The organism is Lactobacillus sp. ESL0791 (genome assembly GCF_029433255.1).
In the GTDB taxonomy this organism is placed as follows: Bacteria; Bacillota; Bacilli; order Lactobacillales; family Lactobacillaceae; genus Lactobacillus.
In genome coordinates this window covers 1389546-1403743 of the sequence record NZ_JAQTHU010000001.1, presented here as the reverse complement: position 1 = coordinate 1403743, position 14198 = coordinate 1389546, and the positions used below count along the sequence as shown (strand labels likewise).

The window sequence follows — 14198 nt, the reverse complement described above, 5'->3', positions numbered from 1 at the left end:
TAATGAATCAAAGAATGCGGTTAAAAGACAGCTGGGCAACAATCCTGATTTTAGTGGTGTTGCTCGTGGCTTTCTTAATTGAGACCTTTACCGGCGGCTCGGAAAATAATTATGTTTTACTCAAAATGGGCGCAATGAGCAACTATGCAATTGCGGCTGGCGGCCAGTGGTGGCGGCTTTTTACCGCCCAGTTTTTGCATATTGGGATACTGCACCTGGTTTCAAATGCGGTAATTTTTTATTACATGGGCCAATATCTGGAACCGATGATGGGGCACCTGCGTTTTCTTTTTGTTTATCTCTTAGCTGGCGTCGGCGGTAACTTGTTTAGCTTTGCTTTTGGTGATGACCGGGCAATTAGCGCGGGGGCATCGACCGCAATTTTCGGTCTGTTTGGCGCAATGGTGGCAATTGGGCTGCGTAACCGGGCCAACCCGATGATTTCCTATTTGGGCCGTCAGGCCTTTTGGCTGGCGCTGATCAATATTGCATTAGATATTTTTGATCCGGGAATTGACTTGCAGGGGCACCTTGGCGGGCTTATCAGCGGTTTTCTGCTGGCAATTGTCATGGGCGACAAAATGGTGCAAAAATATAGTGTTAAATGGCGTGTGCTGGCAGGAGCGGTCTTGCTTTTATACATTGTTCTGACTGTCAGAATGGGAATGGTAATTAATTTCTGATGAAAACCTTGTATGATGTGCAGCAACTGCTGGAAAAATACGGTGTGCTTGTTCATGTCGGCAAGCGAATTTGGGACATTGAATTAATGGCTCTGGAATTGGATAACATCAACCATGCGGGTCTGCTTGACCGACACGATTACCTGGTTGCCAAGCTGATTCTGCAGCGTGAGTATGAACGTGAGGAGCGGGCCAAAAAAGCATAGCCGACAGTTTGATTTGAGAGTATGATATAAAGTGAGTATTTTTAGAGGAGAGAATTTGCAGCAATGAGCCAATTTATCATTATTTTAGATGTTGTACTGGTAGCAATTATTTTAGGCTTTGTCGGCGTTTGGGCGTGGAATAAAATTCAGGCCAAGCGTTTGGGTAACAATGGCTTGGATAATGACGGCTTTAAGGCTGGCATGCGCAAGGCGCAGATTGTTGATTTACGTGAAAAAGAACCGTTTAAGCGTAAGCACATTGACGGCGCAAGAAGCCTGCCATATACAATGATTAAGTACCAATACAGTGAATTGCGCCCTGACTTGCCGGTTTACCTTTATTCGGATTCGTTGACGGTGACACTGCGTGCGGCCAGGTTTTTGAAAAAGAAGAAATTCACTTCAATTTATTGGTTAAAGGATGGGTTTGATGAATGGGATGGTCGCACCAAGGCATCTAAATATTAAATAAAGAAACATTTTGGGACTCCGCTGAAATGTTTTTTTAGTTTATGATTAACTAGTTGATTAAAAAGGATATGAGTATGCAAAAGGTATTAGCGCTTGTTGGTCCGACGGCAATCGGCAAAACTAGTCTGGCAATTAAACTAGCCCAAGAATTGAATGCGGAAATTGTTTCCGGTGATTCCATGCAGGTCTATCGCGAAGTCAGCATCGGGACGGCAAAGGCAACTTCTGAGGAACAGGCAGCGGTTAAGCACTATCTGGTTGATACCCAGTCGGTTTTTACGGAATTTTCGGTCAAGGACTTTGTTGACGAAGCTACAAATGCAATTGCAGTGATTGCCCAGAAGAAAAAACTGCCGCTCATAGTCGGCGGAACCGGTTTTTACGTTAATGCCCTGCTCAATGAAATGCAGCTGGGTGAAAAAAATCAGATTAATGCTAGGTCTTCACCGATTTATGAAAAGTATTTGGCGGCTAATGGTCCCAATAAATTATGGCAGCTGCTGGAAGAAAGGGATCCAGCAGCCGCCGCGAAGATTCCTGTAAATAATTCGCGGCGTGTTTTGCGGGCACTGACGGTGATTGAACGCACAGGGCAGAAATTTTCCGCGCAGCAGCAGGAGATTTTACCCCGTTATGATTACCTAATCATTGGGCTGAATTCTGACCGGCAGGAAATTTACCGCCGGATTAATTTGCGGGTTGACCAAATGCTGCAGGAAGGACTTCTTGCTGAAGCCAAATTTATCTATGACCACCGGCAGGATGAACACCAAATCTTGCAGGCAATTGGTTACAAGGAATTTTTTCCGTATTTTGCCGGGGAAAAGGACTTGGCTGCTTGTGTTACCGCATTAAAAACGGCTTCGCGGCGTTATGCCAAGCGGCAACTAACATATTTTCGGCACCAGTTGCCGGTCATATGGTTTGATCCCTTAAATGACACCATGTGTGAACAAAAGATTTTAATGAAAGTTGAGGAATGGCTAAATGAATAATTGGCCGGAAAAATTACAAGAAATCGTTAAAGAAGTGGACCAGCAGATTGCTCCTCAGCTGGCAAAAATTGATGATAATGTGCTTTATAACCAAAATAAAGTGCTTGAGGCGTTTAAAGACCAGCAGGTTTCGGAATCAGATTTATTAGGAACTTATGGTTACGGCTCCGATGACAGCGGGCGTGAAAAGTTAGAGCGAATTTATGCAGAGATTTTTCATACAGAAGACGCACTGGTACGGTCGCAGTTTGTTTCGGGGACGCACACACTGGCTGCAGCACTTGCCGGTAATCTGTTTCCGAGCGAAGAGTTAACCTATCTGACAGGGATGCCCTATGATACAATGCAGCAGGTAATCGGCATTGCTGGCGATAAACGCGGCAGTTTGCTGAGTTACGGCGTCAAGTTTTCTTACGTTCCCCTGAAAGACGGTGATATTGACTACGATGCTGCCCGGAATTTGCTGACAGAACACCAGCCAAAGGTAGTTGCGATTCAGCGTTCACGCGGTTATGATCCGCGCCAAAGTTTTACGATTGCCAAAATTAGGCCGATGATTGCCATGATCAAAGAGGTCAGCCCCAAGAGCATTATTTTTATTGATAATTGTTACGGCGAGTTTTCCGAAAAACATGAGGCGACCGAATATGGCGCCGATATTATGGCGGGTTCGCTGATTAAAAATGCCGGCGGCGGCATTGCTAAGGTCGGCGGCTATGTTGTCGGCAAGCATGAACTGATTGAAAATACCGCTGCCCGCCTGACCGCTGCCGGAATTGGCCGCACCGAGGGAGCTAGTTTGAATAATAATATGGATTATTACGAAGGCTTGTTTATTTCTCCGAACGTTACTGGCAGTGCGATCAAGGGCATGATTTATTCTTCTGCCTTGTTAGAAAAAATGGGTGTGGAAGTTTCACCGCATTGGAATGAAGAACGAACAGATCTGATTCAGACAGTTATTTTTCATGATAAGGATAAGATGATTAAGTTTGCCCGTCTGCTTCAAGCAAATTCTCCGGTTAACTCCTTTGTTGAGCCGGTTCCGAGTCACGACAGCGGCTATGAAGACAAGGTTGTGATGGCAGATGGAACTTTTGTCGAGGGGTCAACCGTGGAATTTTCTGGGGACGGTCCAATTAGGCCACCGTACGCAATTTATATGCAAGGTGGGCTGACTTTTGCCCATGTTAAGATTGCCATCACCAACGTGGTTAACGAAATGTTTTTTAAAGATAAAAATTAAGTAGACCAATTTGACTTTTTACATATGCTCTGCTATTGTAATAATCAAGTTCTAAGCAAATTTTAGGACTGTACCAATTTTGTGTTTAGTTAGGCTAGATAGGTGAAAAATTAATGAGTAAAACAATTACTGCAGAGGATATTAAACAAAGCGTGACGGATAACGATGTGCGCTTTTTACGCTTAGCGTTTACCGATATTAATGGGACTTTGAAGGCGGTTGAAGTGCCGACAAGTCAGCTTGATAAAGTTTTGAGTAATGATATCCGTTTTGATGGTTCTTCAATTGATGGCTTTGTGCGTCTGGAAGAGAGCGACATGGTTTTATATCCGGATTTTTCAACCTGGGCGGTGTTGCCGTGGACCGATAATCATGGCGGTAAAATTGGCCGCTTGATTTGTTCGGTACATATGACCAACGGTGAGCCGTTCACCGGTGATCCGCGCAATAATTTGAAACGGGTTACCCAAGAAATGAAGGAGATGGGCTTTTCCGCTTTTAACATTGGCTTTGAAGCCGAGTTCCATCTGCTTAAATTGGATCAGGATGGTAATTGGACGACTGAAGTGCCCGATCATGCGTCATATTTTGACATGACATCAAACGATGAAAGTGCCGCATGCCGGCGCGATATTGTGGAAACGCTGGAAAGTATCGGCTTTGAGGTTGAGGCGGCCCACCATGAAGTAGGTGACGGGCAGCAGGAAATTGACTTTAAGTTCGACAATGCCTTGGCTACGGCCGACCGGGTGCAGACCTTCAAGATGGTTGTCCGTGAAGTTGCTAAAAAGCATGGCTTATTTGCAACCTTCATGGCCAAACCGTTGCAGGGTCAAGCTGGCAACGGGATGCACACCAACATGTCGCTGTTTAAGGGTGACAAAAATACTTTCTATGACAAGGATGGCCAATTTCATTTGTCGAAAACGGCGCTGTATTTCTTGAATGGTATTTTGGAACATGCACGGGCAATTACTGCTGTTGGCAACCCAACGGTTAATTCCTATAAACGGCTTATTCCTGGCTTTGAAGCACCGGTTTACATTTCCTGGGCAGCTAAAAATAGGTCACCGATGGTGCGGATTCCGTCGGCCGAGGAACTAAATACTCGCTTAGAGATGCGCTCAGCTGACCCAACGGCTAACCCATATTTGCTTTTGGCAGCATGTCTTGCTGCTGGTCTTGCCGGCATCAAGGAGAAAAAGCTGCCGATGAAGCCGATTAGCTCAAATCTGTTTGAAATGACAGAAAAGGAACGGGAAAAGCTAGGCATCAAGCCATTACCATCAACTTTGCACAATGCTCTCAAAGCCTTTAAGGATGACCAGCTGATTCAAGATGCTTTAGGTAAGCATTTGACACAGAGTTTTGTATGCTCGAAAGAGTTAGAATGGGCGCAATACACGCAAACTGTCTCTGATTGGGAACGCAACCGCTATATGGGTTATTAAAAAATAAGAATATAATCTTTTAAAGAACATCTGAATATTCAGGTGTTTCTTTTTTGCCTAAAAAGCATGTCTTTCGTACCTTATACTTTTTGTTAATTATAATAGAAACTGAAAATTATTTTTGCGGTTTAACAGCCAATAGAGTAAGTGCTAAAATTAAAAAAGATTGTTTGGGAGGAATAAAAGTGACGAAAAGCAAGGGCAAAATTTATACCAAAGATGTAATTTTAGTGATGGCGGCATCGTTTTTCTTCATGTTTAGCACGATGTTTGTTAATCCGCTGATTAACGGCTACGCCAAAAGTTTGGGTGCAAGCGGCGCTTTTGCCGGCTTGATTGTTGGCATTATGAGCATTGCTGCCATGTTTTTACGGCCGGTAGCAGGAAATTTAACCGATAAATTTTCTAAGTATCGTTTGTCCCTAATTGGCGGGATTTTGATTTTTATCGGCATCCTTGGCTATATTTTTGCTCCTGCCAGTGGCTGGCTCCTTCTTTTTCGCTTGATTAACGGTGCCGGCTACGTTCTGTGCACGGTCTGCATGACTACTTGGCTGGCATTCTTGGTGCCGCGGCAGCATGTCGGGAAGGCGATGGGTTTTTACGGGCTGATGAACGCCTTGGCAATGGCGGTTGCACCGGCGCTGGCCATTAGTATTTATCAAAAAATCGGCTACCGGACCGCGATCATTGCTTCGGCTGTTTCGTCACTGCTAATGATTGTTGCCATTCAGTTTGTTGGCAATCATGCGCAGCCGATCAAAAAAGAGCAGGCGGCAAACAAGACAAAGCATTTTAAAATCATTGAATGGAACGTTTTACCGGTGGCCATGCTCACAACACTTTTTGCTTTGCCGTATTTCTCAACGCAGGCTGACCTTGTAACTTATGTTGAACAGCGGCATTTGCACATCGCCGTTGGTTCATTCTTTCTAATCTATGCCGTAATTTTACTAGTAATTCGGATTGGTTTGAAAGATTTGTTTGATACCGTGCGTTTTGGCGTCTGGTTCTGGCTCAGCACGGTTGCGACCGCATTCTATATTCTTTGTCTTGCCTTGATGAAAAATAATTGGCAGATGATGCTGGGGGCAGCTGGAATGGCTGTCGGCTACGGTGTCATCTATTCGGTTTTGCAGTCAACGGCGCTGCTGCTTGCGCCAATTAGTGAGCAGGGCTTAGCCAGCAGCACTTTTTATTTAGGCTTAGACATTGGGATGTCGCTGGGGCCAATTCTATCGGGCATCGTTGACAGTATCCTCCCGGTAAAATTCTTTTATCCAGTGGAGCTGGTGTTAATTCCATTGATGATTATTGTTTACCTGTGTTACCGCAAACGCTTGAATGCGGCAATCAAACAGCATTAAAGTATATTGCATAAAAAAGCTCATTAAGATGGTTATTCGTCTTAATGAGCTTTTTTAATTTTGAGCTGTATAATTTATTTAAATCTAAGTTGATTCTTTTCGATTATTGGATTTAATTTACTAGATTCTTTTTTCAATTTCACTAGAAGAACGGTAATTATCGAAAAAGATTCATAATATTCTTCTAAAGTTTATTGAATATTGTCAATTAAATTTCTTACCCCATGCCCACGGATCTTGGTGCCAAGTTTTTAAAGCTTCATATTGGTTAGAGCTGATATAATTCAGCTCTTTTTCTTTAGCTAATAATTCGGGATAGGAAAGTAGAGGCGCAAAGGGAACATTTGCTTTTGCAAAATTATTTTTGGCATCTGGCAGATAATAGGTAAAAATTGAGCTGACACCAATGACATTTCCGCCTTCATTTTTGGTTGCCTGAACAGCATTTAAAACCGAACCGCCAGTCGTAATTAAATCGTCGATTAACACAATCTGGTCTTGTTTATTGAAGCGACCCTCAATTTGTCTGCCCTTGCCATGATCCTTCGGCTTCGGCCGAACATAAATCATCGGTAGTTGCAATTTGGCAGCTACCCATGCGGCGTGGGGAATCCCGGCAGTTGCTACCCCACCGATAATTGAAACCTTGGGGAATTTTTCTTTGATCAGTTTAGCCAAGTCACTGGCAATCCAGTCGCGCAGGTCGGGATAAGAAACCGTTAAGCGCAAATCGGTGTAAACCGGTGACAGCATTCCACTGGCATAAGTAAAAGGTTTATCCGGTGAAATAGTGATAATTTTTTCTTCAATTAATTTAGCAATAATTTCTTCCTGATGCATTTTAATTAAACTCCTTTTTGATTGCTTGGTAGGCTGCTTGGGGGTCGCTGGCTAAGGTAATCGGGCGGCCAACAACGATGGCGCTTGCGCCTAATTCTTTGGCTTTTTTCGGTGTGGTTGTTCGTACTTGATCATCATTGGCGCTGCCTTCGGGCCGAATTCCAGGGGTCACATAGAGGAAATCATTGCCGACTTCCTGGCGCAGTTTTGTTACTTCCAGAGGTGAACAAATCACTCCGTCTGCGCGTGCTTTTTTGGCGGTTTTAGCTAGGCTGATTACTTGGTCAGTCATTTCAAGTGAGCAATTTTGTTCGTATTTTAAAATCGTGTCGGAAATTGAGGTCAGTTCGGTGACCGCAAGCAATTTAGGAACACTTTGGTTATTCGGGGTTCCGGCAATTAACCCGTCCTTAGCGGCACCGATCATTTGGCTGCCGCCAAGGGCATGAACAGTTATGCAATAAACACCCAATCCTGCCAGTTGTTTGGCACCGTTATATACGGTATTGGGAATGTCGTGCAGTTTGAGATCAAGAAAAATTTTGTAGCCTTGTGCAACCAATTTTTTAACAACCTGGCTGCCAGAATTATAAAAAAGTTCCATCCCAATCTTGAGATAGGTTTCTTGCGGCGCACCTAATTTAGGCAAAATGCGGTTTAATTTTTCTTCGTCATCTAGATCTAAGGCAACAAAAACTGGTTTTTCCATAAATCCTCCAAATAAAAAATCTACTTGAGCACAGAGAGGGCCGAAGTAGACTTCTAGTTTGATTCTAAGTTAAAGTTAACTTGCGGTCTCTCTGTACCGTTTAAAGTTTGCTGTTATTGAGAATACCATTAGTAAAACTAAAATTCAAATTTTTTTATTTTGCCCGTGTCTGGGAAAAAATTCAAATCAAAAAGGAATGTTAGAATAAAAAACTAACATTCCTTTTCTGATACAATCTTTTGTCTGGATTACACTACAAAAAGTTACAAACTTTAAAGATATTTACAATAATATTTTTGAAAAGCATAGTTTTTTCCCAGACACAATTTTGTTAAAAATAAGTACCTACTGTGGTACAATTACGAATAAGGAGCTGATATTATGGAAGCCGTAGCATTTACAGAATTTAGGAAGAACCTAAAAAGTTATATGACAGATGTTAATGATAATTCGTCAACTATTTTGATTACCAGTCACAACAGCACTAAGAACTCAGCTGTTTTATTATCTAAAACGGATTATGACAATATGATAGAAAATCTTAAAATTATGAGCGATTCAAATTTAATGGAGAAAATTAAACAAGGGAATGCGCAAATTGATGCTGGGAAAGCAAAGTACTATGAATTAATTGATAATTAAGGCATGGACAGATCAGGGCTGGAACGATTACATGTATTGGCACGATCTTAATGACAAGACAATTATTAAAAAATATTAAAAAAATTAATAAGCTAATAAGAGATATTGATCGTCACCCTTACAAAGGACTGGGGAAACCAGAACCGTTAAAATATATCACCAGTAAAAATGTTTGGTCGCGTAGAATTACACAAGAACATCGTCTCATTTATAGAATAGAAGGAGATACTATCTATGTTTTGTCTGCAGCTAAACATTATGAGCATTAGCTGTTAGTAAAAGCAGATAAGCATTTTTGGGATTAAATCGGAATATCTGACCAATGTTTTCTTAAATTTACAAAATTATATTGATTATGTAATGTAAAGGAAGCAGCCGATAATAAGCGAATAAAAAATTTAAAATTCAAATTTCTATTTTAAAATTCCGCAAAGACATGTACAATAATTGCAAAATAAACGAATGACAGTGAGCATTCATTTTGGAGGAAATTATGACAAAAATTAGCGTGAAATTACCAGGACTTGAATTAAAGAATCCTTTGATGCCAGCAAGCGGCACTTTTGGTTTTGGCGATGTTCCGGCTGCCAAAAAGTTTGACCTGAACGAGTTAGGAGCACTAGTAATAAAAACGACGACCCCAAAGGCGAGAAAGGGTAATCCGCAGCCGCAGATTGCCGTGTTAGATGACAGTGTTTTAAATTCGGTCGGCTTGACCAATCCTGGAGTAGACGCAGTTGTTGCAGAAAAATTGCCGGCGCTGCGTCAGCAATATCCCGATTTACCAATTATTGCCAGTGTTGGTGCCGGCAGTGAAGCTGGATATCTAGAAGTAGCACAGAAACTTGCGGCCTCTAACTTAATCAATGCTTTGGAAATCAACGTCTCTTGTCCTAATGTGGCTAAAGGCGGGATGGCTTTTGGCATTCATCCAGAACTGGTCGAAAAATTGACGAAAAAAATCAAGGCTATCGTTGCTGTTCCAATTTATGTCAAATTAACGCCTAATGTGACCGATATTACGGAAATTGCGCGGGCCGCGGAAGCGGGTGGTGCCGATGGCTTATCACTGATCAATACGGTTTTAGGGATGCGCATTGATATTAAAAGCAGAAAGCCGCTTCTTGGTAATAACATGGGTGGCCTATCGGGATCTAGTGTTAAAGCAATTGCACTTCGCATGGTCAATCAAGTTCATCAGGCGGTTTCTCTGCCGCTAATTGGGATGGGCGGAATCAGCAGTGCCGAAGATGTTGTTGAATTTATGTTGGCTGGTGCTAGTGCGGTAGCCGTCGGCAGCGCGCATTTTCACGATCCGCTTGCTTGCCCGCACATTGCAGCTGATTTAACCGAATTACTTGACCAATTGCATGTGAAGGATATTAACGAACTTGTCGGTCAAGTGGAATTTAATTGAGTTTTTGGTTGACAAGTAAAATAAGACCAAGTATATTTAAAACTAATCAATGTCCTTTGAAATTAGTCCTGTGAGGCTAGCAAGGAAAAGTAACTAAAGTTATTTTATGACTTATACTGCTCCTACTCACAAGCGGATTAGGAGTATTTTTATGGGCAGAATTGGAGGTAACAATGGCAAAAGAAATTTGGGATGCTTTGGCAATGAAGCGGGCACTCACGCGAATTACTTACGAGATTATTGAGCGTAATCGTGGAACGCAGGATCTGGTTCTAATCGGTATTAAGACGCGCGGCATTTATCTCGCACAGCGAATTCATGACCGGATTAAAAAACTGGAAGGCGTCGATGTTCCCGTAGGTCAGCTGGATATTACCCTTTATCGGGATGATCGGCATGATGCGAGCTTGAAGCAGGATCCTGTTGTCAATTCGACAGAAATTGACGTAGAAATCAATGATAAGCACGTGATTTTGGTTGATGACGTGATCTATACCGGACGCACGATTCGCGCGGCAATGGATGCGTTAATGGATGTTGGTCGCCCAAGTTCGATTGCGGTTGCAGTTCTAATCGACCGTGGTCACCGCGAGTTGCCAATTCGGGCCGATTTTGTCGGAAAAAATATTCCAACCTCTTCCCAAGAACAGGTTGCGGTCAACGTGCAGGAAGTTGATGGCAGGGATGCCGTTGAACTGAGAGCACTACCAGAATAAAAACATAAAATTAATTCAACCATTTAATTGACTCCAGAGAGGGCCAGAACGGTTGTGCTTTTTCTGATATTATTTTTTAGAAGAAGGAGCCGCTTGTACGCCTAGAGCAATTAAATGCCCTAGGCTTATTTTTTTAGAAAGAAGTAAAAATGAGAGATTATCAGCTAGTTTCATTACCGCATTTTGTCAGTGTCGAAGATTTGCAAGTTGCCGAGGTTCAAGCCTTGATTACCCGAGCCGAGTATTTTAAACGGGGCGGAGCAGTTCTGCAGCTAACCCATCCGGTTTATGCGGTTAACATGTTTTTTGAAAATTCCAGCCGTACCCACACCAGCTTTGAGGTGGCTGAACGCAAACTTGGTTTAACGGTTATCCCCTTTGATGCAGCGCATAGCTCCGTTAACAAGGGTGAAACTCTGTATGATACCTCGTTAACGATGGCATCGTTAGGAATTGATCTTGAGGTGATTAGGCATTCCGAAAATAATTATTACGAGCAGTTAATTCATCCAGAACAAAATCAACACTTGAATATCGGAATTGTCAATGCAGGTGATGGCAGCGGCCAGCACCCTTCGCAATGTTTGCTGGATATGATGACAATTTATGAGCATTTTGGTCATTTTGCAGGGCTGAAAGTGGCAATTGTTGGTGATATTACAAATTCCCGTGTCGCTCGCAGCAACATGGAACTGCTGCATAAATTAGGCGCACAGATTTACTTTTCCGGTCCAAGTTACTGGTATAACCAAAAGTTTGACGAATATGGCAAATATGTTGCGCTTGATGACATCCTTGAAAAAGTTGATGTGTTAATGCTGTTACGGGTGCAACACGAACGCCACAGCGGCGATTTAAACGAGCGCAAATTTGATCAAGCCGCCTATCACGCTGATTATGGCATTAATAAAAAACGTTATGACCGCTTGCAAGAAAATGCAATTATTATGCACCCGGGTCCAATTAATCGCGGCGTTGAATTAGCTAGCAGTTTGGTTGAAGCACCCAAGTCAATGTTTGCCAGGCAAATGCACAATGGCGTCTTTATGCGGATGGCGATGCTCGAAGCAGTTTTACGGGGACGAAAATTAGGAGGCTTATGCTGATGGCGACAGTGATCAAACATGGCTTAGTTTTTCAAAATGGGCGGTTATTACATACTGACGTTCTAATTGCTGACAAGCAAATTCAAACTTTGGGCAACAATCTAACTGCGGAACACATAATTGACGCTAGCAACTTGTTAGTTAGCCCTGGCTTAGTTGATTTGCATGTTCATTATCGCGATCCCGGGCAAACTTATAAAGAAGATGTGATTACGGGCTCGCTCGCTGCTGCCCGCGGCGGTTTTACGACGGTAGGTGCAATGCCCAATGTGCTGCCGGTTCCAGATACACCGGCTTTAATGAGTAAAATGGTGCAAAATAATCAAACCAATGGCCGCGTTCATATTTTGCAGTACGGGCCCATTACCAAAAATGAAGATACAGATGAGCTGCCAGACTACGCTGCTTTGAAACAAGCCGGTGCCTTTGCCTTAAGTAATGATGGCAAAGGCGTGCAGAATGCCCAAACGATGTATTCGGCAATGCAGCAAGCCAGGGAAAATCAACTGCTGGTTGCAGTGCACGCACAAGATGATTCACTGTTTAATCACGGCGTTGTTAATGAGGGCCCGGCTGCTGAGAAGCTAGCGTTACGACCGATCAGCGAATTAGCGGAAACCACGCAAATTGCTCGTGATTTATTACTAGCTCAGAAAACGGGTGTCCATTATCATGTTTGCCATGTTTCGACTAAAACCAGTGTTTGTCTGATTCGTATGGCAAAAAAGCAGGGAATTAATGTTACCTGTGAAGTCGCGCCGCATCATCTGCTTTTGACCGAAGATGACCTTGTAAGTGATGATGCTTATTACAAGATGAATCCGCCCCTGCGCACTAAAAATGACCAAGCAGCTTTAATTGCGGGCCTTCTTGACGGCACAATTGATATGATTGCGACCGACCATGCACCACACGCGTTACAGGAAAAAACTGGCGGCATCGCTAAGGCGGCCTTTGGCATAACCGGCAGTGAAACGGCCTTTAGCGAGTTGTATACCAAATTTGTTAAACCGGGCATTTTTACCTTAACAGAATTGCTTAACTGGCTGACGATTAAGCCGGCGCAGGTTTTTGGCCTGAAAAATGCTGGCATGCTTGAACCAGGCATGCCAGCGGATCTAGCTATCTTCGACCTTGCGCATGTTAAGCGAATTAAGGAGCAGGATTATTGCTCTAAGGCGATTAACTCGCCGTTTACTGGGGATGAAGTTTATGGGCAAACAGTGTTAACCATGGTTGCTGGCAAAATTGTTTACCAAAAGGAGCAAGCTTAATGCGTTACTTAATTTTAGAAGATGGCAGTATTTATCAAGGCGCAGGTTTTGGTGCAGAGCTTGAAACCAGCGGTGAGGTAGTTTTCACAACGGGGATGACCGGTTACCAAGAGGCGATTACTGACCAGTCTTATGCGGGACAAATCCTGGTTTTTACTAACCCCTTGATTGGCAATTATGGGGTTACCTTAGCTGATTATGAATCGCTGAAACCTGGGATCAAAGGCGTAATTTGTCATCAATTAGCCCGTCGTCCTGATAGTTGGCGCATGCAGGCCAGCCTGCCGCAGTTTTTGGAGACTCTGGGGATACCTGGAATTCAGGGTATTGATACCCGGGCTTTAGTGAAAAAATTGCGGGTTCACGGGACTTTGCGGGGCAAAATTGCCGCTTCTGCAGCTGATGCTACTGCAATCGTTAAAGAATTGCAGCATTTACCGGCAATGCATAACATTATCAAACAAGTATCTACCAAAACTGCTTATCCAGTGCCGGGTGCTAAACGCAATATTGTGGTAATTGATTTTGGCCTTAAACATAGTATTTTGCGGGAGCTCAGTAAGCGTGACTGCAACTGCATTGTGTTACCGGAAAGCGCAACAGCTGCGCAGGTTTTAGCCTATCATCCAGATGGCGTGCTGCTGTCAAATGGTCCGGGTAATCCTGAAGACATGCCCCAAGCGGTTAAAATGGTGCAGGAGGTTGAGCAACATGCGCCCTTAATGGGCATTTGCATGGGTCACCAAATTTTTGCTCTGGCTAATGGCGCAAGAACTTACAAGATGAAGTTTGGCCACCGCGGTTTTAATCATCCTGTGCGGGAGATTGCGACCGGCAATATTGGTTTTACTTCGCAAAATCATGGTTATGCTGTTAAGGCAGATTCAGTTGATCCAGCACAACTGCTTATTACACATGTCGAAGTTAATGACGGGACCGTTGAAGGCCTGCAGCATAAACATTATCCGGCGTTTTCGGTGCAGTTTCATCCGGACGCAACGCCGGGGCCGCATGATGAAACATCGTTATTTGATTACTTCATGCAAGTGATTGACCAGAGAAAGGAAGGCTAAAG

General features: G+C 43.3%; 15 protein-coding genes and 1 pseudogene. 14 read left to right on the top strand and 2 right to left on the bottom strand.

Annotation, left to right across the window (positions count from 1 at the left end):
* Window positions 1-2 precede the first annotated feature (2 nt).
* From PT285_RS06975 to PT285_RS06945, 7 genes are all read left to right on the top strand, one after another.
* A complete protein-coding gene (locus PT285_RS06975; RefSeq protein ID WP_277149052.1) occupies window positions 3-683 on the top strand; it encodes a rhomboid family intramembrane serine protease in 681 nt (226 codons plus the stop codon).
* Complete coding sequence (locus tag PT285_RS06970) at window positions 683-889, top strand: YqgQ family protein (RefSeq protein ID WP_277149050.1); 207 nt, start codon at window positions 683-685, stop codon at window positions 887-889. The genes PT285_RS06975 and PT285_RS06970 overlap by 1 nt, the downstream gene beginning before the upstream one ends.
* Before the next feature lie 63 nt (window positions 890-952).
* Window positions 953-1357: a rhodanese-like domain-containing protein gene (locus PT285_RS06965; RefSeq protein ID WP_277149048.1), complete on the top strand. Its 405-nt coding sequence runs from the start codon at window positions 953-955 to the stop codon at window positions 1355-1357.
* A 77-nt stretch (window positions 1358-1434) separates the two neighbouring features.
* Window positions 1435-2355, top strand: a complete 921-nt coding sequence (miaA, locus tag PT285_RS06960; protein ID WP_277149046.1) for a tRNA (adenosine(37)-N6)-dimethylallyltransferase MiaA — start codon at window positions 1435-1437, stop codon at window positions 2353-2355.
* On the top strand, window positions 2348-3601 hold the full coding sequence (locus tag PT285_RS06955; protein WP_277149044.1) for a methionine gamma-lyase family protein: 1254 nt from the start codon (window positions 2348-2350) through the stop codon (window positions 3599-3601). The genes miaA and PT285_RS06955 overlap by 8 nt, the downstream gene beginning before the upstream one ends.
* Window positions 3602-3714: 113 nt before the next feature.
* The gene (gene glnA, locus PT285_RS06950; RefSeq protein ID WP_277149042.1) at window positions 3715-5052 is read left to right on the top strand and encodes a type I glutamate--ammonia ligase; all 1338 of its coding nucleotides are present in this window, start codon (window positions 3715-3717) and stop codon (window positions 5050-5052) included.
* Window positions 5053-5237: 185 nt separating this feature from the next.
* Window positions 5238-6419 carry an MFS transporter gene (locus PT285_RS06945; protein WP_374211467.1) on the top strand — a complete coding sequence of 394 codons (1182 nt, stop codon included), beginning with the start codon at window positions 5238-5240 and terminating at the stop codon, window positions 6417-6419.
* A 204-nt stretch (window positions 6420-6623) separates the two neighbouring features.
* Here the strand turns inward: PT285_RS06945 and pyrE are convergent, their stop codons facing one another.
* Both pyrE and pyrF read right to left on the bottom strand, forming a co-directional pair.
* Window positions 6624-7259, bottom strand: a complete 636-nt coding sequence (gene pyrE / locus PT285_RS06940) for an orotate phosphoribosyltransferase (RefSeq protein ID WP_277149040.1) — start codon at window positions 7257-7259, stop codon at window positions 6624-6626.
* A gap of 1 nt (window position 7260) precedes the next feature.
* Window positions 7261-7968, bottom strand: a complete 708-nt coding sequence (gene pyrF / locus PT285_RS06935; RefSeq protein ID WP_277149038.1) for an orotidine-5'-phosphate decarboxylase — start codon at window positions 7966-7968, stop codon at window positions 7261-7263.
* A gap of 381 nt (window positions 7969-8349) precedes the next feature.
* Here pyrF and PT285_RS06930 point away from each other — a divergent pair, with 381 nt between their 5' ends.
* The 7 genes and pseudogenes from PT285_RS06930 (at window position 8350) to carA (ending at window position 14196) form a co-directional block, all read left to right on the top strand.
* The gene (locus PT285_RS06930; RefSeq protein WP_277149036.1) at window positions 8350-8610 is read left to right on the top strand and encodes a type II toxin-antitoxin system Phd/YefM family antitoxin; all 261 of its coding nucleotides are present in this window, start codon (window positions 8350-8352) and stop codon (window positions 8608-8610) included.
* Window positions 8603-8879, top strand: a pseudogene (locus PT285_RS06925) (Txe/YoeB family addiction module toxin). The gene PT285_RS06930 and the pseudogene PT285_RS06925 overlap by 8 nt, the downstream one beginning before the upstream one ends.
* Window positions 8880-9103: 224 nt before the next feature.
* The gene (locus tag PT285_RS06920; protein ID WP_277149034.1) at window positions 9104-10027 is read left to right on the top strand and encodes a dihydroorotate dehydrogenase; all 924 of its coding nucleotides are present in this window, start codon (window positions 9104-9106) and stop codon (window positions 10025-10027) included.
* Between the two features lie 173 nt (window positions 10028-10200).
* Window positions 10201-10743 carry a bifunctional pyr operon transcriptional regulator/uracil phosphoribosyltransferase PyrR gene (gene pyrR, locus PT285_RS06915; protein ID WP_277149032.1) on the top strand — a complete coding sequence of 181 codons (543 nt, stop codon included), beginning with the start codon at window positions 10201-10203 and terminating at the stop codon, window positions 10741-10743.
* Between the two features lie 149 nt (window positions 10744-10892).
* Window positions 10893-11849, top strand: coding sequence for an aspartate carbamoyltransferase catalytic subunit (locus PT285_RS06910; protein ID WP_277149030.1), 957 nt, complete (start codon window positions 10893-10895; stop codon window positions 11847-11849).
* Window positions 11849-13123 (top strand): dihydroorotase, encoded by a 1275-nt coding sequence (locus PT285_RS06905; protein ID WP_277149028.1) that lies wholly within the window; start codon window positions 11849-11851, stop codon window positions 13121-13123. The genes PT285_RS06910 and PT285_RS06905 overlap by 1 nt, the downstream gene beginning before the upstream one ends.
* Window positions 13123-14196: a glutamine-hydrolyzing carbamoyl-phosphate synthase small subunit gene (gene carA, locus PT285_RS06900; RefSeq protein WP_277149026.1), complete on the top strand. Its 1074-nt coding sequence runs from the start codon at window positions 13123-13125 to the stop codon at window positions 14194-14196. The genes PT285_RS06905 and carA overlap by 1 nt, the downstream gene beginning before the upstream one ends.
* Window positions 14197-14198 lie beyond the last annotated feature (2 nt).